The sequence below is a fragment of the Dysgonomonas hofstadii genome, assembly GCF_014196915.1.
Taxonomy (GTDB): Bacteria; Bacteroidota; Bacteroidia; order Bacteroidales; family Dysgonomonadaceae; genus Dysgonomonas; species Dysgonomonas hofstadii.
Genome location: NZ_JACIEP010000001.1, coordinates 486,957 through 509,490, shown reverse-complemented (window position 1 = coordinate 509,490; position 22,534 = coordinate 486,957). Strand labels below are relative to the sequence as shown.

Here is a 22,534-nt window from a genome sequence, read left to right as displayed (position 1 = left end):
AACTTTATCAATAAGATAAACAATGAGCAAATATGATTATATGCCAATGAAAAAGAAAAATAATATTTATAAAGCTTCAGGTTTAGTAGGGGTAGACCTATGTGCCTACCCAGATAATATAAATAATATAGTGGGCGAACACATAGGTTCTCCCCTACAAGCTAATAAACTGAAAATTGTGTCAGGTTTTTTGAAAAAGTTGCAAAAGTGTAACTTTTGTAACTTTTTTGTTAATTGATAACTGGTAACTGTTGACTGATAACTGTAAATATGTGTCAACTTTGTCAACTTTTAACAACCCCGGCTAATGGTTCGCATTAATTGTTAATTATCTTTGAAAAGAATTAACCTAAATACAGTAAGCAATATGAAGAAAAATGTACGGCTGATCACAACTTTCCTAAGCATATTTTTATGCTTTTCAACAGTAGTTTCAGCCCAGAAACAATTCACATTAAAGTCTCCTGATGGAAAGATAGGAGCGCAGATTTCAGTAGGTAAAATTATTGAATATTCAGTTTCTCATGAAGGGGATCTCATGCTCGACAAATCGGCCATATCCATGCAATTAGCAGATGGCAGTACATTCGGGGTTGATCCAAAGTTGACAAAATCATCTACAAGTTCCATTAATCAGACAATAGATGCAACTATATACAAGAGAAACAAAATAACTGACAACTATAATGAGCTGACTCTTCGTTTCAAAGGAGATTACAACATTGTTTTCAGAGCTTATAATGACGGGGTTGCCTATCGCTTTGTATCCACAACAAAAAAACCTTTTGTGGTAGAAAACGAACAGGTTGAATTTAATTTCCCTTCCGATGCCAAAGCATTTGTCAATTATGCCAATAAGCCGGAAGGAACATTCGAGAGCCAGTATATGAACTCTTTCGAGCAGCCTTACCATCATATCCTGCTATCAGAATGGAATAAGAAACGTCTTGGTATTTCGCCGCTTGTGGTTGAGGGTGTAAACGGTAAAAAAGTTTGTATCGTAGAAGCCGACCTGATGAACTATCCGGGTATGTTCCTTTATCCGAATGAAAAACAAGGATCACTAAAAGGTATATTTGCACCATATCCTAAAGATGTGGAACAAGGCGGACACAATATGCTACAAATGCTTGTGAAATCGAGAGAAAGCTACATTGCTAAATTCGATGGTGCGACAGATTTCCCATGGCGTGCCGTTGTTATATCAGCAATGGATTCGGAACTGGCCGACAACGATATGGTTTACAAACTAGCTACTCCAGCCCAAGGCGATTATTCGTGGGTGAAACCCGGAAAGGTTGCGTGGGACTGGTGGAATGCCTGGAACCTGTATGGCGTTGACTTTAAAACAGGAGTCAATAACGATACATATAAATATTACATTGATTTCGCATCCAGATATGGTATCGAATATGTTATCCTGGATGAAGGATGGGCTGTAAACAAACAAGCCGATCTGTTTCAGGTAGTACCTGAAATCGATCTGAAAGAATTAATTGAATACGGTAAAAAGAAAAATGTAGACCTTATTCTTTGGGCAGGCTACTGGGCTTTCGACAGGGATATGGAACGTGTCTGCAAACATTACAGTGAAATGGGTATCAAGGGCTTTAAAGTAGACTTTATGGACAGGGACGACCAGATCATGGTCAACTTTCATCACCGTGGTGCCCAGATGGCTGCTAAATATAAAATGCTGGTAGATTATCATGGGACATACAAACCTACAGGCTTACAACGGACATATCCAAACGTTATCAATTTTGAGGGTGTAAACGGATTGGAGCAAATGAAATGGGGTGCAGAAAAACTGGATCAGGTTACTTACGATGTAATAATTCCATTTATCCGTCAGGTAGCAGGCCCTATGGATTATACACAAGGCGCTATGCGTAATGCTTCAAAAAATAATATTAAGAGTGTGAACAGTGAAGCCATGAGTCAGGGCACACGCTGCCGCCAACTAGCTGAGTATGTCATCTTCGAATCTCCGATAAACATGCTTTGCGACAGCCCTTCCAATTATGAACGGGAAGAAGAATGCACTAAATTTATTGCTGCGGTTCCAACTATATGGGATAATACAGTATCTCTGAACGGAGAAATTGGTAAATATGTTTCTATAGCCCGCCAGAAAGGAGACACATGGTATGTAGGCTCTATGACTAACTGGGATGCACGTAATCTTGAACTGGATCTGTCTTTCCTTGGGGAAGGTAGTTTCAAGGGAGAAGTCTTTAAAGACGGAGTGAATGCCGACAGAGCAGCCCGCGACTATAAGAAAGAAATCATTGATATTCCGGCTAACAAAAAGCTTCCGATATCAATGGCTCCGGGAGGTGGATATGTAATTAAGATAACAAAGAAGTAAAACACGATATTATTACATAAAGGCGAAAACCTCTGTTCCATCACGGATCAGAGGTTTTCTGTTGTAAAAACTTTAATGAGTTCTATATATTAATTAATTGTATGATCTCGTTTTGTTAATACTCGGCTGGTAAGGCTTCGAGTTGTACCCTTGAGAATACAGGCCCGTCTTTACACACATACTGGCTACCGACATTGCAGCGCCCGCACTTACCTACGCCACATTTCATACGGTTTTCAAGTGTTGTATATATATTCTCCGGAGCAAAGCCCAGTTTCTCCAATACCGGAAATGTGAACTTGATCATTACCGGAGGCCCGCAAACGATAGCTATTGTATTTTCCGGCGACGGATTCATTTTCTCCAATACCGATGGAACAAAGCCCACTTCGCCTTTCCAGTCAGGAGTTTCTCCTCCCGGATCGACTGTAGTAACGAGCCGTACATCGGACATCTCATCCCATTCTTTCAGCTCATGTTTATATACCAGGTCGGCAACAGATTTAGCTCCGTAAAGGATACTTATATCTTTAAAATTCTCGCGTGTATCCAGTGTATTCCAGATTACACAGCGCATAGGGGGCAATGCTATACCTCCGGCAATGAACAACAGGTTTTTCCCTTTCCATTCATCTATCGGAAATGTATTACCAAATGGCCCGCGGAATCCCATTGTCTGTCCTTCTTCTAACTTCGCCAATGCAGAAGTTACTTTTCCGGCCTCACGGAATGTGCACTCAATATATCCTTTGCGGGTAGGAGAAGATGCAATACAGAAGGTACTCTCTCCCTCGCCAAATGCAGAGTATTCACCAAATTGTCCGGCTTTGAACTGGAAGTTCTGTGCTACTTCTTCATCCTTAAATTTCAGGCGGAAGGTTTTTACCCCCGGTGCTTCGTCTATTATTTTTTCTATTGTAACTAAATAGGGAAGATATATATTTGGTTTATCCATAATTATCTAATTTTCAGATTGTCTCTTTTTCTAGTTCGCTGATCGATTCCAAATGTTCACATATATTCATATCTACCGGACAAGCCCGTGAACAACGGCCACAGCCTGTACAGCCTGTCACCGAAAGCCGTTCGGGCATATAAGAGAATTTATGTAGCAGGCGTTGCCTCCATCGCTGGCTTTGCACTTCACGAGGATTATGTCCCGATGTATGAACGGTAAACAAAGAGAATCCGCAGGCATCCCAACAGCGCAGGCGGTTTCCTGTATTGCCTTTCGAATCTTCCTGTATATCGAAGCAGGCACAGGTAGGACAGACAAAAGCACAAGCCCCGCAACCGAGGCATCGTTCCGATTGTTTTTTCCATACTTCGCTTTCAAACATACCCGAGATTTTGCCTTGTAATTCATCCAGACTGAATCGTACAGGAATTTTTGCCAGATAGTCTTCCTTATTTACTTCAGGTGCATCTCCAAATAGATCGTTGTATTTTTCGACAAGTGCTTTTCCTTTATCTGTAATCACTTCAACAAGGTAACCATCGTTTATCCTGGTAAGTAATATATCGCTGCCTTCCGTATTACCCGGACTACCGTTTACAGAGGTACAGAAACAGTATTCATCACACGTTGAACAACTAACGCTGATCAAAGTCGTACGTTTCATCCTTTCATTAAAAGGCAGATCCGGCGTACCCCAATTGAAAATAGAAGACAACGGTTTAAATCCTGTCGCATCACATGGATGCATGCCAAATACCACTGTTTCAGGGATGGCTGATGTATCGTAATCCTGCAAGGAAATATCACCTTTTTGCCTTGTAAAGGAAAACAACTTTTCCGTACGTGGAAAAGCAATAGCTTTGGCCGACTGGGTAGTCTGGATATGCTCCATAGATATTTCGTCGATGGATTTTATCCGTTTGAAATCTGTCTTATCTCCTTTCGGTACAGGTGCATATATATGCGAGCCATCGTCTTTGATCTTCAACAGCCAGTTCTTTAGCGAACTCTCGGTTATATATCGTTTTTCCATAACTTACAAAATAAAGGTTTCTTTATCTTCGGGTTTAAATGTGGAAAGTACATTGCCCTTTCCATCCTGTTCTCCGAAGTGTTCTTTTACCAGTGCAGCCATCTTATGTGTTAGTATATGGACAGGTAAGCCTAACGGACAAGCTGCTCCACAAGATCCGCAATCGGAACAACGCCCGGCCATATGCATCACCCTGTTGATCTGCCATTCCATATTGCTTGCTGTAGCAGCCCAAGGCTGCACCCATTGCGGACGGTTTACTTCCACAATACATTTAGTACAATAACACATCGGACAGGCAGCGCGGCAGGCATAGCATTTAAAGCATTTCGAAAGTTCGTTTGTCCAGAACTCCCAACGCTCTTGCATCGTCATGGCGTCTATCTGGCTTACAAGTTCGTCGTCTGTTTGTTTTGCCGGAGGAGTGGCTGTTTTCAGATATTCCTTTATTTCCTCAATATTTCCGAATTGTTTGAGAGAATTATCAATCAATCCGAATACTTTTAAAGAATCCTCTTTTATCTGATTTTCATCATATAATTGGCTTATACTTTTCAACGCATAATAAGAAGCAGTAATTCCAACTCTCTTACCTCCAACCAAATCTTTTCTGGTAAGGTAAACGGACAGATTTCCTGTACATCGATCATCAAAGATAAGCTTGCCGGTATCTTCTAGGGATGAGATAAAAACAGGGCGAGGCAAACGGGTACCTTTTTCATAACCGATAAAAAGGTCAATGTCTCCATTTGCCAGTAATTCTTTTGCTTTACTGATCAGATTATCCATTGTTCACCTCCATTTCTTTAGCCAGTTCGTCTTCATTCCCTGCAAGAAATTCAGCTGCACGCTGATATTCCATATACGGACCGAGTTCACGAATATTAGCAACAGTCTGATTTACAATATCTGCCCATTTTGCACCTTCGGCAGCCGACACCCAGGAAAACTGGATTCTACGGATATCTATTCCCATAAAATCAAGCAAGCTACGGAACAATATCCAACGACGACGCGCATGAAAATTACCAGATGTATAGTGGCAGTCATTAGGGTGACAGCCCGATACAATTACGCCATCGGAACCGTTTGCAAAAGCTTTCAGCAACAACATAAAGTCGATGCGCCCCGTACATGGGAAGCGTACGATCTTTACGTTCGATGCGTATTTTATACGGCTTGTGCCTGTCAGGTCGGCTCCGGCATATGTACACCAGTTGCAGACAAAGGCTAATATTTTTGGTTCGAATTCTTTAGTCATATAATGTATTGTTTTATTCTTCTAATACGGCCATTACTTCGGCATACATCTGTTCGTTAGAAAAGCCCTGTATATCTATCGACTTCGAGCGGCAGAACGATACGCATGTTCCACATCCCTGACAAAGCCCCGGATTGACACGTGCAACTGTTTTAACCACTTCGCCCGCGCGGTTCTTTATTTCTTCATGTTCTATAGCCTGATAAGGACAAGCGGTTTCACAAAGGAAACAGCCTACACATGTTGATACATCATGTGAAGCGATACGATTAACCACGGCTACAACAGGTTCGCGGGTCAGTTCATCGTTCGAAAACAACCCGATTACTTTTGCTGCAGCTCCCGATGCCATGCCTACAGTTTCGGGTATATCTTTTGGTGCCTGACAAGCTCCACAGAGATAAATCCCTGCTGTATTGGTTTCCACCGGTTTTAGTTTCGGATGCGCTTCTGCAAAGAATTTATATGGGTCGTAAGAAATATGCATTTTTTGTGCCAGTTCTTCCGAGCCTTCATTGGCAATCCCTGCACTGGCCAATACAACCATATCGGCTTCTATCTCCACAGGACGACTACCGAGTAAGGTATCTACTCCGCAAACGATTAGCTTTCCATTCTTCTCATAGACACGTGCTACACGCCCACGTATATATTTTGCTCCATCCTCTTCGATAGCACGGCGTGTAAATTCTTCATAGTTTTTACCCCCGGCACGTATATCCATATAGAATACATACGACTCGCCATCATGCACTTTGTGCTGGTATAGCATGGCATGCTTGGCAGTGTACATACAGCATATTTTGGAACAGTATGGCTTGCCTTTAGCCGGATCGCGTGAACCCGCACAGGCAATAAATACTATCTTCTTCGGTTCCGTTCCATCCGATGGACGACGTATTGCACCTAGAGTCGGACCTGATGCAGATGCGAGGCGTTCGAACTGCAATCCGGTTATCACGTCCTTATATTTACCATAGCCGTATTCAGGGAAGAAATCGGGTTTCAGTACATTAAAGCCCGTTGCGGTAACAATAGCTCCGATATCTTCGGTGATGAATTCATCTTCCTTATCAAATTCGATCGCTCCCGTAGGACATATTTTCTGACAGACTTTACATTTGCCTGTCTGATAGTAGCGGCAATTTATCCTGTCGATAACTGGCTTATTCGGTACAGCTTGTGGAAATGGTGTATAAATTGCTGTACGGTTTCCCAACCCTTCATTAAATTCACTTGGTATCTTTTTACTAGGACATTTGGTCATACATTCGCCGCAGCCTGTACAAGTTTTCGGATCTACGCTCTTTGCTTTCAGCCGGATTGTAGCCTTAAAGTTTCCTATAAATCCTTCCAGCTTTTCCAATTCAGCATAAGTATATAATGTAATATTCGGATTCTGTGCCACATCCACCATCCGCGGAGTAAGAATACATTGTGAGCAGTCGAGGGTAGGGAAAGTCTCCGATAGTTGTGACATGTGTCCGCCGATCGATGGTTCTTTCTCTACCATAATTACCTTATGTCCTGCATTGGCAATATCGAGTGCAGCTTGTATGCCTGCTATACCTCCACCAATAACCAATGCTTTTTTTGAGATCGGTACTTTGATCGGGGTTAGCGGCTTGTTCAGCTTCGTTTTTTCAACTAACATGCGGACTAGGTCAATTGCCTTTTCTGTGGTCTGTTCATTCTTTTCGTGTACCCATGAGCAATGCTCACGCAGATTGGTCATTTCGCACATAAAAGGGTTAAGGCCTGCTTCGGCACAAGCTTTACGAAATGTAGGCTCATGCATGCGTGGCGAACAAGCAGCAACGACAACTCCTGTCAGCCCTTTTTCCCGAATAGCGTCTTTGATGATCGTTTGCCCGGGATCGGAACACATATATTTATAGTCGACACTAACATCAACACCCGTGATTTTCGAAGCTTCTTCGGCTACTTTTGCACAGTCGACCGTAGCCCCGATATTTTCTCCACAATGACAAACAAATACTCCTATTTTTGACATATAATGTTCTCCTTTCTTTTTAAACGAATGCAGGTGCTACGAATAGTTTTTTCAGTCCCAAATCTTCCCTGCTAACACCTACGGCAAGCCCGATAGCCTGCGTAATGAACATGGCAGGTATATTTGTTTTCATTTTCAGGTAACTGTCGATATGCGGACGGCGCATATCCAAATTGGATTGACACATAGGACAGGCAACAATAATAGCTTCAGCACCTCTGTCAATAGCATCTTTAACTATTTTTCCGGATAATTTGCCTACAATATCGGTACGGGAAACAGAAAATCCCGCTCCGCAACATTCGGTTTTATATCCCCATTCAAGGCTGGTCGCTCCTATTTTAGCCATCAGTATATCCATAGACTGAGGATCTTCGAGCCTGTCGAATTTCAGCACCTCCTGCGGACGTACCAGCAGACAGCCGTAATAGCATACTACTTTATGATCGAATGGTTTGGCTACTTTCTCTTCTATTTTGTCAGCAATATATTTGTCGATAAACTGCATAACATTCAGTATTTCCAGATTACCTGATAGCGGCATTTGCAGAATTTCCTCAACACGCTTTTTCAGTTCTTTATCCTTGTTGAGGTCATGCTGAGTAACCGACAATCTATTATAGCAAGCCGCACAGGGAACGACGATCTCTTTCATGCCGTCTTTCTCGGCAAGAGCTAACACCCGCGCAGGCAGGGCAACAGCTAAGTCGTGATTCATATTATGGGCAGCAGTTGCACCGCAGCAATTCCAGTCAGTTATTTCGACCAGATTGATGCCAAATGCTTTTGCTAAAGCCAAAGTCGATTGGGCATACTCTGAAGACGTACCTTTGAGTGAACAGCCCGGATAGAATCCTATTTCCATGGTTAGTATATCTTATCTGCCAAATGTGACAGTATTAGTTGATCTTTTATATTATTATTCCCCCTGCTTGTTCTTGGTCTTAGAGAAAATTTCTTTGATTTGCTTTTTATCCTTCACCATTTCAGGCAACAGAGGTAATTTTCCCCGAACAAACATTCCGGGTGCTACATTCAGGTCTTGCAATAGTTTGAATGAGCGCATTTTGTAACCGCCTACCAACCCTATTTCATACAGACGTCCTGTATATTTTACAGAATCGAGAAATGATTTATGAAAGGAAATGATATTTTTAGCTTTTTTGCTTGCAGTACCTTTTGCCAAAGACTTTTCGCGCATATAGTCCATCAACTTGGGGATATCGATTTCCATCGGGCAACGGGTAAGGCAATTCTGACACGTTACACATAGCCAGATAGACTGCGAATGAAGAACTGTATTGTAACATTCCTCTTCACCTGTTTGCAGCATACGCATAACCATGCTTGGCGGATAGTCCATTTCTTCGTTGACTGCACATCCTGCCGAGCATTTTCCACACTGGTAGCAACGGTTAACGTTCACTCCTGTATGTGATTTGATTTCTGATATGTAGCCTTCTTTTTCTATTGACATATAATAGCTTTTTAGTTTTCAGATGTCGTTTATCATGGTCTCATATAAATCGAAGAAAATTATCTGATCTTCGGTATTTTAGTGTATTTTTAGTTGATTTTGCTAAGTCGAGTTTGCAATTTGATGCAAATATATTTATTCTATTGCTTATAAATGCTATTTATTTTATGTTATAAAACACAATTTTTCAATTTATATAAATAAGTGCCTAAATAGTTTTCCAGACTCTTTTGCCGGTTGTATATAGGTTAATTATAGTAAAAAATTAAGGCCCATATAAATGGGCGAAACAATAACTATTTAGAAATAAGGTTTCTAAATATACTAAAAAAAGACAAGAATAAAGAAAGATCAGTGTTAAATTATCTCATAACTGCTTATTTGGATAGGGATATTAAGATTGTGTAACACTTTCTCGAGCATGATACCTTCGCGTGAATCGTAGTCGTATCCGAATGTTGCAGTTATGCCCTGATAACAGAATTGAGTGGCACGCTCCAGAGCTATAGGCAGGCTGTCTCCCTGCATAAAAGCTCCGGTAAGTACACTGGTAAATGTATCTCCCACACCCGGATAATGAGCAGGAAGATAAGGGCATTTCACTTTCCAGAAACGGTTACCATTGCGATTGTATGCATAAACAGATGTTTTATGAGGCTCGTCTATGACAGGCACGTTTGTTATAATAACTATTTCAGGGCCTTTCTCCGATAGTTTCAGAAGATGGTTTTTTAATTGTTCGTCCGTATTTGTCTCTTCATACGGAATGTCCAACAAAAGGGAAAGTTCCGTCAGATTTGGAGTAATAACATCGGCTGAGCTAATCAGATAACGCATTTTTTCAACCATTCTATTATCAAAACCTGTATAGAGTTTCCCATTATCACCCAATACAGGATCTATAATAACCAGGTCTTCTTCTTTTTTGAATTTTTTAATAAAATCATCAACGACTTCAATCTGTTCGGGGGAACCCAGATAACCGGAATAGAATGTATCGAAATTTATACCCAGTTTTTCCCATTCAGCAATGATCTTTTTCATTTCTCCTGTTAAATCTAAAAAGGTGAAATGAGGATATTGGGTGTGATTAGAAAGAATAGCCGTTGGCAATGGCACTACCTGAAATCCCATTGAGGTTAATACGGGGATTACGACATTCAGAGAAACCCTTCCTACTCCTGATAAGTCGTGTATAGCTACTATCTTCTTTGTCTTATATGGTCTCATCATCTTATTATCTTGCTTAGTAGTAAGCAAATGTAGTCGACTGTATTAATATATCCTAAACATAGTATATCTATTTTGAAAAAAATATGTTTATTATAGAAATCATCTTGACTTCAGATTTTTGTCTTATAATATTTAAAATAGTTTCCCAGTTTCTTCCAGTTTTTTCTTTCTTAACAAGGCTTCCAGAAAATAATAGTCAGCATATGAAAGGGGAACATCCACTTCGAGTTTTCCGGGCTTGGAGCCTGTACTGTGAAGTAATAAAAATCCGAAATCTTCACCTGCCTTAGCCAGATAGTTATTGGATAGATTTTCAAGTATTGTATCAGCCCATTCTTTATATTTTGCAGCATTGTCTGCATCGTAAAGGCTCAGTTCATAGAGTGCGGATGCGGTAACTGTAGCCGCAGAAACATCTCTCGGCTCATTTGGTATTTCCGGGGCATCGAAATCCCAGTACGGGATCAGATCTTTTGGTAAATTAGGATGAGTAAAGATATAATTTGCTACATGTTTAGCTTGTTCAAGATACTCAGTTTTCTTCGTTTCCCTGTAACACATGGTATAACCATAAACTGCCCATGCCTGTCCGCGCGACCATGCCGATTCGTGCGAATAGCCCTGATGCGTATTTTTCTTCAACACATTACCTGTTATGGTATCATAATCAATAACATGGTACGAGCTGTAATCTTCCCTGAAATGGTTTTTCATTGTGGTTGTAGCATGATTTACAGCTATATTGTAGAATGTGGAATCGTTACTTTCCTTAAATGCCCAGAATAATAATTCCAGATTCATCATATTATCGATAATAACGGGAGTTTCCCATTTATCCTTGCTGTGATCCCATGAGCGAATGATTTTAGCACCGGGTCTGTAGCGTGTTATCAGTGTGTATGCCGATTCTAGGAGAATTTTTTTGTAACTTTCATCGTTGGTCAGACGATATCCATTTCCAAAACTACAATATACCTTAAAGCCCATATCATGAGTTCCGCCGTTTGTTTTTTCCCTTTCGACTGGGGCAGTATACTTACGTGCGGCTTCTTCCCATTTCGGATCTTTGGTATATTCGTATATGTACCACAATTCGCCCGGGAAAAAGCCACTGGTCCAGTCGCGCGAGGGCACGAGTATAAGTTTACCGTTTTCATCTATGGACCTTGGAGAGACTAAAGGGCTATGCCCTCTCTTTTCCCGTTTTTCTTTACTTTCTTCAGGCTCTTCTGTAATGCCCTTATCTACTTCGACCATTGCATAGCTAAGTTGCGCAGATGCAAAATTGAAATCAGATTGAACGATATCTGTTTTCTCTGTTTTTTTACTTTTACATGATACCAGGATAATGATGAAGGAAGTAATCAGGATAAATAGTTTGCTCATTGATTTAGGTTTTCGTTATTTTACATCACAAATATGAGAAATATAGCTATTCATTATTTTAAAAATTCATATCAATATTATATTTCAAAATAGCAAATACTCCTTTTAATCAGACATTTAGTATTCCTAAGAATAGGATGTAAAGGTAAGAAAAATCTATAAGTGTTTTCACCTTATATTTAAAACCAAGAAGAATTTGTAAAATTGATTTCCGGCCTGATTGATATAAAAGTGTGTTATTCTCAATATTATGAAAGATCAGCTCTCATTTCATTGCGATAAACTGACGGTGTTTTATCCATTGCTTGCTTAAATACCGTACTGAAATACTGCTGGGATGTAAATCCGGTTTCAAAAGCTATATCGGCAATACTTTTATCCGTATCGGTTAGTAAAGAACAGGCCACTGATATGCGGTATTTGTTTATATAGTCACTAATTCCTATTCCTGTAATATTTTTCATCTTGTTGTATAGAGATGCCCTGCTCATAGCCAGGCTATCAATTATAGCAGAAACATCAAACGTGGCATCGCTGTAATTTTCTTTTATCAGTTGATTCAGTTTGGCCATGAATTGTTCGTCAGCATTGCTTATTGTTGCCTGTTCGGGAGTTATAGTCAATATTTCTGTCTGATATTTCTGTTTGATAATCTCCTTATTTTTTAGCTGATTGCGGACTACGGATAGCAGTAGCTCTATATCGAAGGGTTTTGCCAGATAAAAATCCGCACCCAATTTGTATCCCATTTTCTGGCTATCGCCATCACCCTTTGCTGTAAGTAATATTACAGGAATATGGCTGATTTCAATTTTTTCCTTCACATATCTGCATAGCTGGTAACCATTCATTACAGGCATCATCACATCACTTATCAATATATCAGGCTGATATTTAGTTAATGCGTCTGTTGCTTCAGCACCGTTATTTGCTTTAAAAACTTTCCTGAACAGAGGTTTTAACTCACTTTCCAGATATTGCAAGAATTCCTTGTTGTCATCTACTATTAATATGGAGTATTTTGATGTGTCAAGTGTTTCCGAAACATTTTCCTGTTCGATAAGACTATTATACATTTCAGAGTCGTCGAACCGGCCGAGTATCATATTGTCTGATGTTATCCTATAAGGCAGTTCAAAATATATAGTAGCCCCGGCTCCTTCGTTATCAACCGCACCGATTCTTCCCTGATGTTTCTCCACCAGTTCTTTGCAATATGAAAGACCTATCCCACTTCCTTTAAAATCATGGTTCCCCTGATAAAACCGGGTAAACAACTTGTTAGTATCCACGTTATTCAAACCGATACCTTTATCCTCGACCCAGATATGTATATATTCTCCTCTTATACAACTCCCCACTGTAATATTTGTTTCAGGTTCACTGAATTTAAGGGCATTCATCACTATATTGGAAATAACAACCCTAATCTTGGTCGCATCTATTTCAACAGGCTTTAATGTATCATCCAGCCTAAATTCTATGCCGATCTGCTTTTCCTCAAACTCCTGTGTAAAGTCACCGGCCGCTTTCCGTATCAATTCGTTTATATCTACAAATGCCAGGTTCAAATCGTTTGAAAGGCTTGTATTGCGATCATAATCCAGTATCCAGTTAATGATTCCCTTCATGTGATTTGCCTGACGGTAAATACTTTCGATCTGTTTTTTATGCTCTTCGTTTTCCATACTTTCCCCTTTACTGTCCAGCATACGCTTCAACGGAGCATATATAAGGGTAAGAGGGGTACGCAATTCGTGACTGACATTAGTCAGGAACTGTATCTTTTCTTCATTTAGCTCCTGCTGATGAATAGCCATTTCCCATTCCATTTTCCGTTTATTCCTTTTAAGTAAGGAACGCACTGATAACACAACCAGTGCTGCAATAACGCATATTACGGAGATTATAAACCATGTGCGGTTGTACCAGGGTGGAACCACCTCAAGAGTAACAAGATTCGTTTCATCTGTCCAGCTCCCGCTTTTAGTCATGCACGAAACGTATATATCGTATTTCCCCGGAGCCAGAGAAGCCAGATCGAGAATGTTGCTATAAGATTCCACAACCGAATTATTGTTCGGATTACTTATCCGGTATCTGAAAAGAATGCGCCGGAATAAATCTTTCTCATTCAGATCGATCCGGATTTTCAGCGAACTATAATTTTGAGGCACGCTGAATTTCCGTGAACTTGACAGGGTATTTCCAAGATATATTTTCCCGTCCATGTCTATATCCTGCAGGCTGAATGTAACAGGCTCGTCATCGTCATAACTGATCATTTTATCGATCCGTACCAAGCCATTCGATCCACCCATATAAATATAGCGCGATTGGGAAGATTTTACATATAACGTTAATATGTCATTAGATAAAAAGCCATCCGAATCGTCCCATATCATAAATTTTTCATCCTTTACATCGTAAGAGAACAACATATTGGAAGCATTGATCCATAAGCGGTTTTCTGCATCATGATACATATATGAGATACGATGAAACATGTTTGTTCCGATCTTTTCCAATTTTCCCGAGTTTATATCATAATACTTCAACCCCGCGGTAGAAGCTATCCATAATCGGTTCTTACTTTTATCATAGCTCGTAGAGTTTACATATTCATTATCCTCCAGCACCAATAGTTTTTTGATAAGGTTATCTTTATTTTCAAGCACGTATATTGTGTTTCCCTTTGTCATAAAAGACCTGTCGCTGTCACTATACACAAGCTGTAATGAATGTATATTGCCCAAACCTTTATCGTAATGAAGGGTATCGAACCGGCCGGAACTGACATTATATATATAAGCATTTTTTGATAGTATCAGTATCCTGTCAGGAGTTATCCTGTAGCAAAAAGGTACGAATCCGCTAAAACACTCTTCTTCATTCTTCTCCTTATCAATTATTATAAAAGGCTTATAAGTCTGTGTTTTTGTGTTATATGTAAAGACACCTTTTCCGTATAAGGATACCAATAAATCAGTGTCAGACAAATCGGTAATAGAAACAACCTTATCCCCGTATGTTTTCAGGTGGTGTGTGAATGTTTCCGTATCAGGGTTAAACATATTTATTCCACCACCGTCGGTTCCGATCCACAGGTTTCCCTTTTTGTCTTCGAAGAGACTGATCACGACTCTTTCACTCAAACCTTTATTGCTGCCGAGGGTTATATCTTTGTACGTGCGGATATATGTTTCTTTAAAGAGGAAAACACCATCTCGCACGCTTCCCGCCCACAGATTGTTGTTACTGTCATTATACAGAATCGTAATCGAATTGACCGGTAATGAATTTATATCGCCCGGAATATGTTGGATATTATCAAATTGCCCTGTTCTGATATCCAGGATATCTACCCCACTGCCATCGGTGGCCAGCCATATCTTGTCATTATGTTTCTCAACATCGAGAATGATGTTATTGGATAAACCTGAGTTACTTACTGTATAATGCTCTTTCATTTCTCCTTTCAGGTTGTAACGGTACAAACCGTTCTGGAAAACAGAAACCCAGATTTCATCTGTAGCAGGATCGAATAACATGGCCTGCAGAGGAAGTATATTCTTCGTAATGAGTGGTGTGAAATCGTGTGACTTCAGATTGTACAGGAAGATACCATCTCCTTCCGTTCCAGCAAGTACAATTGAATCGTTGATAGGCGTAAGATGCGCTATGAAATAATCTTTATCGGAAATATCTTTTCCCGGGTCTTTATTTATCAGAGGCAATCGTTCTGTTTCCTTTGTCTGATAACTATAGAAATAGATAGCAGTATATCCGCCAAACAACACACCTTCCTTCGTATTTACCACGGACTGGATACGATTGGTGATTTTGGTTATGAAATTATCCTCTTCCCTGTTGTATAAGGATAATCCACCGTCCGAGACAACCCACAGGTTGCCTTGTTCATCTTCATTCAGGTTATAGATATAATTACCGGGTAGCGAATTTGAGTCACCACTATCATGAAAATATATGTTCAGGTCATTCCTGTCTACCCTGTTAAGCCCCTGACGCGTCCCAATCCATAAAATTCCACTGCGATCGCGTAAAATACTGTTTACACCCGGCTGTGACAAACCTTGCTCAATGGATATACGTTTAAAAAAATAATCCGATGCACTCGCTTCAGCGGAGAGTAAGGTAATGAATATAATGAAGGAAAGAATCAATCTCAAGATATAATGTAGCATAACCAGTCATAAAGTTAAATAAGCAATATTCTGTTTAAAAAGATGTCTAATATTGTTTTTATAGACGAAAACAAAAAAAAATTAGACAATATTAAACAACTTTGTTTTATAATAAAGATATGTTTGTCATGCAAACGCATATCTCCTTGTGATTGTATGATAGTGATGGATACTTTGGAAATGTAAAGTTAAACAAAACGTTATCTTTAAACTAATAATTAATTATGAAAAAAATCTTAATTCTTTTATTTTCACTTGTGTTTTTGTGCTCCGGCTTATATGCCCAGCAGAAGACAATAAGCGGAATAGTCACAGACGCTAAAAACGAAGAACCTCTTATCGGGGTATCGGTTGTTGTGAAAGGGACGACCATAGGTGTGATGACCGATGTTGATGGTAAATATACGATCCAGGCCTCTGCCGGCCAGACACTGACCTATTCTTATATTGGCATGAACGCTTATGAAGTAAATGTGACCGGAACAACGCCGTCTGTATTAAATGTAAAACTTCAATCGGATGAAGTAATGATGGATGATGTTGTGGTTGTCGGTTACGGCGTTACCAAACGGCGCGATCTGGCAGGCGCTATATCCTCCCTCAAACCTGACGATATAGAAGCAGGTGTTATCAGCAATATGTCGCAACTACTTAAAGGCCGGGCAGCAGGTGTCCAGGTTCGCCAGAATTCTCTGGAACCGGGCGGGGGTGTATCTATCCGCGTGCGAGGAGCATCTTCTGTGAGTGCAGAGAACGAACCGTTGTATGTAGTTGATGGTTTTCAGACAGATAATATGACTCATATAAATCCTGATGATATCGAGTCTATCGAAATTCTGAAAGACGCCTCCACTACAGCCATTTACGGAGCAAGGGGCGCGAATGGGGTTATCCTTATTACTACAAAGAAAGGTAAATCCGGACAATTTAACGTTGAGTATTCATACAGCGGATCTGTGAAAATGATGTATAATCCATGGGATTTGCTGGATGCCGGGGAAACAATAGCTTTGACACGCCGTCTTTATGAGGAAGACCCTACGGCTACCAGTAGCAAATGGACAGCCGAACAGGCAAAATACAGGGGAAAAGGAACCGACTGGGTAGAAGAAACCACCCGCAACGCAACTACCAACCTTCATCAATTATCGGTATCGGGAGGAAGTGACAAACTCACAGCATTTGCATCGGCAAACTATATGACCGAGCCGGGTATATTGCTGAACACCGATTATGAACGGTTTGGCGGGCGTACCAATATCAACTATAAAATCAGTAACAGCATACGTGCAGGGGCGAATATGAGCTTTGCGCATTCAAAGAAAAAGTTCCTGGATATGGGAACCGTTTCTTCCGATAAAAATATCATGTACCGTATTTTTAATCTGGAACCATGGAAAGATAAAGAAGGATATGATGTTTTCGGCACAAAAGACCGTCGTCCGGGAGTATTCGAAGAAATGCAGGGCGCTCAGCTTTTCCAGAAATACAATACGATGTATGCATCAGTATTTGCTGAAGTAGATTTATTGCCTTCATTAACCATGCGCGGACAATATACTTATGGCTACGACAATCTGAAAACCCAGAAATATTATGACCGCTCCACTACAACAGGGCAATCCTACAACGGTCAGGCTTTTGTTGGACATGAGGAAACAACAAAACACCAGATAGAAGGTGTAGCAACATGGCATCAGAAATTCGGAGAGATACACGATGTAAAAGCTGTCGGTGGCGCATCTTACATTTTTCAGAATGGAGAAAGTGACGAAGTCCAAGCATATGGATTCGCATCTGATGTTTTTTCTTTCAAGAATATGGGAGCCGCAGAGCATATCGACTGGATCGGTTCGGGCGAGTCATCTTTAAGAAAAGCATCTTTCTTCGGACGTGCCGAATATGTGCTGAATAACAAATATATATTTAATGCTTCGTTCCGTACAGATGGCTCATCCGTATTCGGAGCAAATAACCGTTGGGGATATTTCCCTGCAGGATCTGTAGCCTGGCATATAGGGGACGAATCCTTCATGGATTTCTCAAAATCAGTTTTCTCAAGGATTAAATTACGTACAAGTTATGGATTGAGCGGTAACGATGGAATCCGGTTTGGCTTGTCGCAATACCAGTATTCGGTACGCGATGTGTATATCGGGGGAAGCAATGCCTCCAAAGGAATGTATCCGTCGAACCCATACAATCCAGACCTTAAATGGGAAACAACCGCGCAATGGAATATTGGTACAGATCTGACTTTCCTGAATGGCAGGATCGAAGCCAGCCTGGACTTTTACATAAAACGCACAAAAGATTTATTAAATCCTACACCAATACATCCATCCGGAGGATTCCCTAATTATACAGATACCAACAGTCGCAGATATGAATATACTGCCATGATGGTAAATGACGGTAAAATAGATAACAGAGGGTTCGAAATCGCTATTAAGTCAACAAATATCAGTACGAAGGATTTCAATTGGAGCTCATCATTTAATTTTTCTACTAACCGCAGCCGTGTATTAGAACTTAATAACGGAGAATCCCGCTTCCAATATATAAGACCTCACGGGTCGTATGATGAAAAGGAATATATTATCCTACAGGAAGGCAAGCCACTGAGTGCGATATATGGCTATGTATTCGACGGCATTATACAACAGGGTGAGACTTATAGTGCACAACCTAATTCGGTAGCAGGAGACCCTAAATTCAAGGATATTAACGGGGATGGAATAATAGACGATAAAGACCGTGAAGTGCTGGGACATGGCACACCGGGTATGATGTTGGGACTTAGTAATACATTCACATACAAAGGTTTTGATTTCTCTTTCTTCCTTGATGCTTCTCTGGGAGGAAAAATGCTGAACCTTACACGCATCTATCTTGAAGATAATAACCGGCTGAAAGACTCTGAACAAAGATGGACACAGGGAGGACGTGTAATGACCGATGAAAGCGGTAATTCATACACCACTACCGGATACGCATCGACTACAGTACCCCGTAAAGGATATCAGCGGAACTCTGAAATACAATACGGATCATATATAAATTCCCGTTTTGTGGAAAACTCAGACTATCTTAAACTAAGGAATATAGAATTAGGTTATACTCTTCCTTTGAAGAAGTGGGGAAAGACAAGTAACTACATAAAGAATATGAGGGTTTTTGTAGGTGCTCAGAATCTTTTCACTATAACAGGTTACAAAGGATTTGACCCTGATACCAGCACCAACGGTAGCAGCGCCATATCTCAGGGGCTCGACCTGAACTCATATCCTACTTACCGTACATTCAATTTTGGAGCAAAAGTAACTTTCTAAAAAACAGAAATGATGAATAAATTGACAAAAAAACTAATATATTGCCTGCTTCAAGTACTGGTTATAGGAGGTTTTGCCTCATGTAACCTGGATGAAGAACTTACCTCTGTATATGGTACAGACAATGCCTATGTAACCGAACAAAATGCCCAGGAAGGTGTAAACGGCATCTTTCGTTATCTGAATGCAGGGACTCATCCTGCTACTTTTTACCTCAACGACATGTCTACTGATGCCTGTTTCAAATCGGGGCTGGACTATGAAATAATGAATGATAACAATTTGTCGGGAAACGTCGATGTGGCAAGAGCTTACAACGGAAACTGGCAGATGATAGGTTGTGCAAATTCAGCAATCGACAACATCACCTTAATGGATGACAGTCAATTTTCGGGAAATAAAAAGGCGGAATTACTGGCTGAGGCCCATTTTATGAGAGCTTTTGCTTACTACCAGTTAACGAACATCTACTACCGTGTTCCGCTTATCACCAACGGATTTCATGATGCTGCATCCAATCCGGTATTGGCCACAGTCGAGGAATTGGATAACCAGATTGAGAAAGATCTACTTATCTCCCTCAATGGTTTACCATCATCAAGGGAAATGAAGGATGGCAGCCGCCCGACTATCGGGGCAGCATACGGATACCTTATGCGGCTATATATGCGTAAGGCAGGCTACCTGCGTGAGCAGGGACAGGATGCGACATCGAACTGGAGATCAGCCCTTAGTTATGCCGATAATGTGATTGGCACAGGTGAATACTCTTTGCGGCCAACTATATGGGATGTGTTTGATCCGACAAGTGATGCCAGTTTGTATAATAACGAAATTATTTTTGCAGTCCGTTCCAGTAAAGACATCCCTTCGGGAAGTTCAGACCTTGCCCTGTATTTTACTCCATGGTACTATAATTACGGCTGGGATATTTTCAGTATTCCACTCGAACTTTACTGGCAATTCGATCCTGCGGACGAACGTTTCTCAAAGCTTATGGTAGGAGAATACACCGATGTTTATGATCCGGACAAATTATATAAGGTTCCTTCCAGTATAAATGAAACAGGAACTCTTAACGATGAGACCAGCAGCCCTATTGTTGTGGAACTGGCACAGGCATATACAGACAAATATTTTTACGAAAAGGCGGGCACTTATAACTATAATACCCCGAATAACCTTCCATTGCTCCGGTATGCAGATGTACTGCTATGCAAAGCTGAAATCCTGAATGAGTTGAATGATGTCAACCAGCAATCGGTCGGACTGATAAACCAGATAAGGGAGCGTGCGTTTGGCAACAGCGGCCATAATTATACAACCGGTGATTTTTCTTCAAAAGACGAACTTCGCAGTGCAATCTGTGACGAACGATTGTTTGAACTGAATAACGAAGGAATCCGCCGTGTTGACCTGATCCGTATGGGACTATGGAAAGACCGTATGGATAAATATATGGATGCAATCAAAGCAAAAGTGGAAAAGAAAGAACAAAATATGGGTGTAGCCTCCGGCACATTAAGCGCTGAATGGTCGGTATACCCTAAATTCTCAAGCAGTCCTCTGAAGAAATACGACAAGAGGCGTTATTATCCTATACCGAAAGTGTATAGCAGCAAATTCCCTGATTTGATGAATAACCGGGATTTTGCAGAAGAATAATAGTCTTGTTTTCTCAAATTAATCTAATAACAGAACATAATGAAAAAAAATATGATAAATACACTGGCAATTGCAGCATGCTGCCTGTTTATGACAACTGCATGCGATGACAGCAGCAAAGACGACCGATTCTCAGACGATCCCAACAGCTGGGTTACGGCTCCCCAGGAAGGCGAACTACTGAAAGATAAAGTGACGAAATGGGATTTTGCAGATATTAACGGATGGGAACTCGCAAATCAGGGTGAAGACAGCGAAACCGATCATACATCGATAGAAAACAACGCGGACTGTGAAGACGGCAAAGCACTCAAGATATATACCGAAGCCAATAGCCAGCAACGTAAAAAAGTGAGAACCTCGAAACAATACGGTTCAGGGCTTTACACATGGAGGACTTATATCTCCGATCTGGGAGAAGTGGAGCGTGTAAGTATCGGTTCATGGCTATGGCACGACGACGAGCACGAACTGGATTTTGAAATCGGCTCGGGCACAGGAGAGGAAAGGACAGCACTACAGGCCACAGAAGATGAAGTTATAGCTTATATGACCAGTCAGGCAAATCCGTGGCTGCATCAGGGGGTGAAGATCAAGAAAAATGCATGGCATATATTCCAGATAGACCTGAAGCTTGTAGGCGGAAAGTATTTTGCCACATGGCTCATCGATGGAGTGGCTTGTGCAGCCCAGCAATTGTCTTTTGGTGAAGATTACCCGTTCTATATATTTTGCAGTACCGAGAATCTCAAATTTGTGGGTGATACATGGCCATACAAAGATAATTACGGATTATGGGACTATGTTACATATACACCTTACTCTTACTCGATGGAGCCAATCACTCCGGAAGATCCTACAAACCCTGTAGATCCGCCAACAGAACCAGAGGAAGGTGAAACCGTTACATGGAATTTCGACGATGGCAATATGCCTGCAGGCTGGAAAGCATGGACAAGTGTCGGAGAAGACGGCCCGGCATATTACGGAGTGAAAGACGGATATCTGAACCTCTCTAACGATAGTTATTGTATTACTTCAAAAATTGAATATAATACAGCCGTTGGTTTTGGCAAATACACATGGGGTGTTCAATTCCCCGAACTGGCAGGAGCCGAAAGATTTATGTCGGGAGGCACTCTGTATACAGCCAATGAGGCCGGAGGTTACCACACCATAACGATGGTCGGATGGTATGGACCTGATGCAGAAAGGACAAGACTGGGAGCTACAGGTAAACAATTATTACTGCGTGTATATTCAGAAATACCTTCTGTCGATAAAAATGTAGCTGTATTAGATCCGGATACCGATTATAAATTGTCGGTAGAGTTGAAGAATATCAGCGGTAAATATATGATTGTCTGGCTGTTGAATGATGAAATAGTATACACACTGAATACGGCATACGGCCCCGACACTGTTAAATTCCTGTTCATTACATCGGCGGAGTCTAATCGTGCATGGATGCCGGGTAATGATATATCGAAGAAATATGCTGCTAAATTTGACTATTTAGAATATACCGCATACTAAAATAACAATTGAAGTCAGAGTATCCCCCTCATTAATCAGGGATACTCTGGTTTATAAAATTCA

At 40.7% G+C, this 22,534-nt stretch carries 15 protein-coding genes; 5 read left to right on the top strand and 10 right to left on the bottom strand.

Annotated elements, in window-relative coordinates; all coding sequences use genetic code 11:
* The first annotated feature begins 22 nt into the window (after positions 1-22).
* Both GGR21_RS01530 and GGR21_RS01525 read left to right on the top strand, forming a co-directional pair.
* A complete protein-coding gene (locus GGR21_RS01530) occupies positions 23-238 on the top strand; it encodes a hypothetical protein (protein ID WP_183305371.1) in 216 nt (71 codons plus the stop codon).
* Between the two features lie 129 nt (positions 239-367).
* On the top strand, positions 368-2,371 hold the full coding sequence (locus GGR21_RS01525; RefSeq protein WP_183305370.1) for a glycoside hydrolase family 97 protein: 2,004 nt from the start codon (positions 368-370) through the stop codon (positions 2,369-2,371).
* 115 nt (positions 2,372-2,486) lie between these two features.
* Here the strand turns inward: GGR21_RS01525 and GGR21_RS01520 are convergent, their stop codons facing one another.
* The 10 genes from GGR21_RS01520 to GGR21_RS01475 form a co-directional block, all read right to left on the bottom strand.
* Complete coding sequence (locus GGR21_RS01520) at positions 2,487-3,326, bottom strand: FAD/NAD(P)-binding protein (RefSeq protein ID WP_183305369.1); 840 nt, start codon at positions 3,324-3,326, stop codon at positions 2,487-2,489.
* A gap of 13 nt (positions 3,327-3,339) precedes the next feature.
* Positions 3,340-4,362: a 4Fe-4S dicluster domain-containing protein gene (locus GGR21_RS01515; protein WP_183305368.1), complete on the bottom strand. Its 1,023-nt coding sequence runs from the start codon at positions 4,360-4,362 to the stop codon at positions 3,340-3,342.
* A gap of 3 nt (positions 4,363-4,365) precedes the next feature.
* On the bottom strand, positions 4,366-5,151 hold the full coding sequence (locus GGR21_RS01510; RefSeq protein WP_183305367.1) for a 4Fe-4S dicluster domain-containing protein: 786 nt from the start codon (positions 5,149-5,151) through the stop codon (positions 4,366-4,368).
* Positions 5,144-5,623 carry a hydrogenase iron-sulfur subunit gene (locus GGR21_RS01505; protein WP_183305366.1) on the bottom strand — a complete coding sequence of 160 codons (480 nt, stop codon included), beginning with the start codon at positions 5,621-5,623 and terminating at the stop codon, positions 5,144-5,146. The genes GGR21_RS01510 and GGR21_RS01505 overlap by 8 nt, the downstream gene beginning before the upstream one ends.
* A 13-nt stretch (positions 5,624-5,636) precedes the next feature.
* A complete protein-coding gene (locus GGR21_RS01500; protein ID WP_183305365.1) occupies positions 5,637-7,637 on the bottom strand; it encodes a CoB--CoM heterodisulfide reductase iron-sulfur subunit A family protein in 2,001 nt (666 codons plus the stop codon).
* Positions 7,638-7,656: 19 nt separating this feature from the next.
* Positions 7,657-8,502 (bottom strand): CoB--CoM heterodisulfide reductase iron-sulfur subunit B family protein, encoded by an 846-nt coding sequence (locus GGR21_RS01495; protein WP_183305364.1) that lies wholly within the window; start codon positions 8,500-8,502, stop codon positions 7,657-7,659.
* A gap of 54 nt (positions 8,503-8,556) precedes the next feature.
* Positions 8,557-9,114: a 4Fe-4S dicluster domain-containing protein gene (locus tag GGR21_RS01490; RefSeq protein WP_183305363.1), complete on the bottom strand. Its 558-nt coding sequence runs from the start codon at positions 9,112-9,114 to the stop codon at positions 8,557-8,559.
* Positions 9,115-9,471: 357 nt separating this feature from the next.
* On the bottom strand, positions 9,472-10,344 hold the full coding sequence (locus GGR21_RS01485) for a pyridoxamine kinase (RefSeq protein WP_183305477.1): 873 nt from the start codon (positions 10,342-10,344) through the stop codon (positions 9,472-9,474).
* Between the two features lie 135 nt (positions 10,345-10,479).
* Complete coding sequence (locus GGR21_RS01480) at positions 10,480-11,733, bottom strand: glycoside hydrolase family 88 protein (protein WP_183305362.1); 1,254 nt, start codon at positions 11,731-11,733, stop codon at positions 10,480-10,482.
* A 248-nt stretch (positions 11,734-11,981) separates the two neighbouring features.
* Complete coding sequence (locus GGR21_RS01475) at positions 11,982-15,938, bottom strand: hybrid sensor histidine kinase/response regulator transcription factor (RefSeq protein WP_183305361.1); 3,957 nt, start codon at positions 15,936-15,938, stop codon at positions 11,982-11,984.
* A 224-nt stretch (positions 15,939-16,162) separates the two neighbouring features.
* Between GGR21_RS01475 and GGR21_RS01470 the strand changes: the two genes are divergently transcribed.
* The 3 genes from GGR21_RS01470 to GGR21_RS01460 are packed head-to-tail and all read left to right on the top strand — an operon-like array spanning position 16,163 to position 22,471.
* On the top strand, positions 16,163-19,270 hold the full coding sequence (locus tag GGR21_RS01470; protein WP_183305360.1) for a SusC/RagA family TonB-linked outer membrane protein: 3,108 nt from the start codon (positions 16,163-16,165) through the stop codon (positions 19,268-19,270).
* Positions 19,271-19,279: 9 nt separating this feature from the next.
* A complete protein-coding gene (locus tag GGR21_RS01465; RefSeq protein WP_221232872.1) occupies positions 19,280-20,935 on the top strand; it encodes a RagB/SusD family nutrient uptake outer membrane protein in 1,656 nt (551 codons plus the stop codon).
* A gap of 39 nt (positions 20,936-20,974) precedes the next feature.
* Positions 20,975-22,471 (top strand): toxin-antitoxin system protein, encoded by a 1,497-nt coding sequence (locus GGR21_RS01460; protein WP_246347960.1) that lies wholly within the window; start codon positions 20,975-20,977, stop codon positions 22,469-22,471.
* Positions 22,472-22,534 lie beyond the last annotated feature (63 nt).

Bases quoted from the DNA above. Each gene is read 5' to 3' on its own strand.
- GGR21_RS01530 (WP_183305371.1), top strand. From the start codon at position 23: ATGAGCAAATATGATTATATGCCAATGAAAAAGAAAAATAATATTTAT.
- GGR21_RS01470 (WP_183305360.1), top strand. From the start codon at position 16,163: ATGAAAAAAATCTTAATTCTTTTATTTTCACTTGTGTTTTTGTGCTCC.
- GGR21_RS01490 (WP_183305363.1), bottom strand. From the start codon at position 9,114: ATGTCAATAGAAAAAGAAGGCTACATATCAGAAATCAAATCACATACA.
- GGR21_RS01465 (WP_221232872.1), top strand. From the start codon at position 19,280: ATGATGAATAAATTGACAAAAAAACTAATATATTGCCTGCTTCAAGTA.
- GGR21_RS01500 (WP_183305365.1), bottom strand. From the start codon at position 7,637: ATGTCAAAAATAGGAGTATTTGTTTGTCATTGTGGAGAAAATATCGGG.
- GGR21_RS01505 (WP_183305366.1), bottom strand. From the start codon at position 5,623: ATGACTAAAGAATTCGAACCAAAAATATTAGCCTTTGTCTGCAACTGG.
- GGR21_RS01525 (WP_183305370.1), top strand. From the start codon at position 368: ATGAAGAAAAATGTACGGCTGATCACAACTTTCCTAAGCATATTTTTA.
- GGR21_RS01495 (WP_183305364.1), bottom strand. From the start codon at position 8,502: ATGGAAATAGGATTCTATCCGGGCTGTTCACTCAAAGGTACGTCTTCA.
- GGR21_RS01520 (WP_183305369.1), bottom strand. From the start codon at position 3,326: ATGGATAAACCAAATATATATCTTCCCTATTTAGTTACAATAGAAAAA.
- GGR21_RS01460 (WP_246347960.1), top strand. From the start codon at position 20,975: ATGAAAAAAAATATGATAAATACACTGGCAATTGCAGCATGCTGCCTG.
- GGR21_RS01475 (WP_183305361.1), bottom strand. From the start codon at position 15,938: ATGCTACATTATATCTTGAGATTGATTCTTTCCTTCATTATATTCATT.
- GGR21_RS01480 (WP_183305362.1), bottom strand. From the start codon at position 11,733: ATGAGCAAACTATTTATCCTGATTACTTCCTTCATCATTATCCTGGTA.
- GGR21_RS01485 (WP_183305477.1), bottom strand. From the start codon at position 10,344: ATGAGACCATATAAGACAAAGAAGATAGTAGCTATACACGACTTATCA.
- GGR21_RS01510 (WP_183305367.1), bottom strand. From the start codon at position 5,151: ATGGATAATCTGATCAGTAAAGCAAAAGAATTACTGGCAAATGGAGAC.
- GGR21_RS01515 (WP_183305368.1), bottom strand. From the start codon at position 4,362: ATGGAAAAACGATATATAACCGAGAGTTCGCTAAAGAACTGGCTGTTG.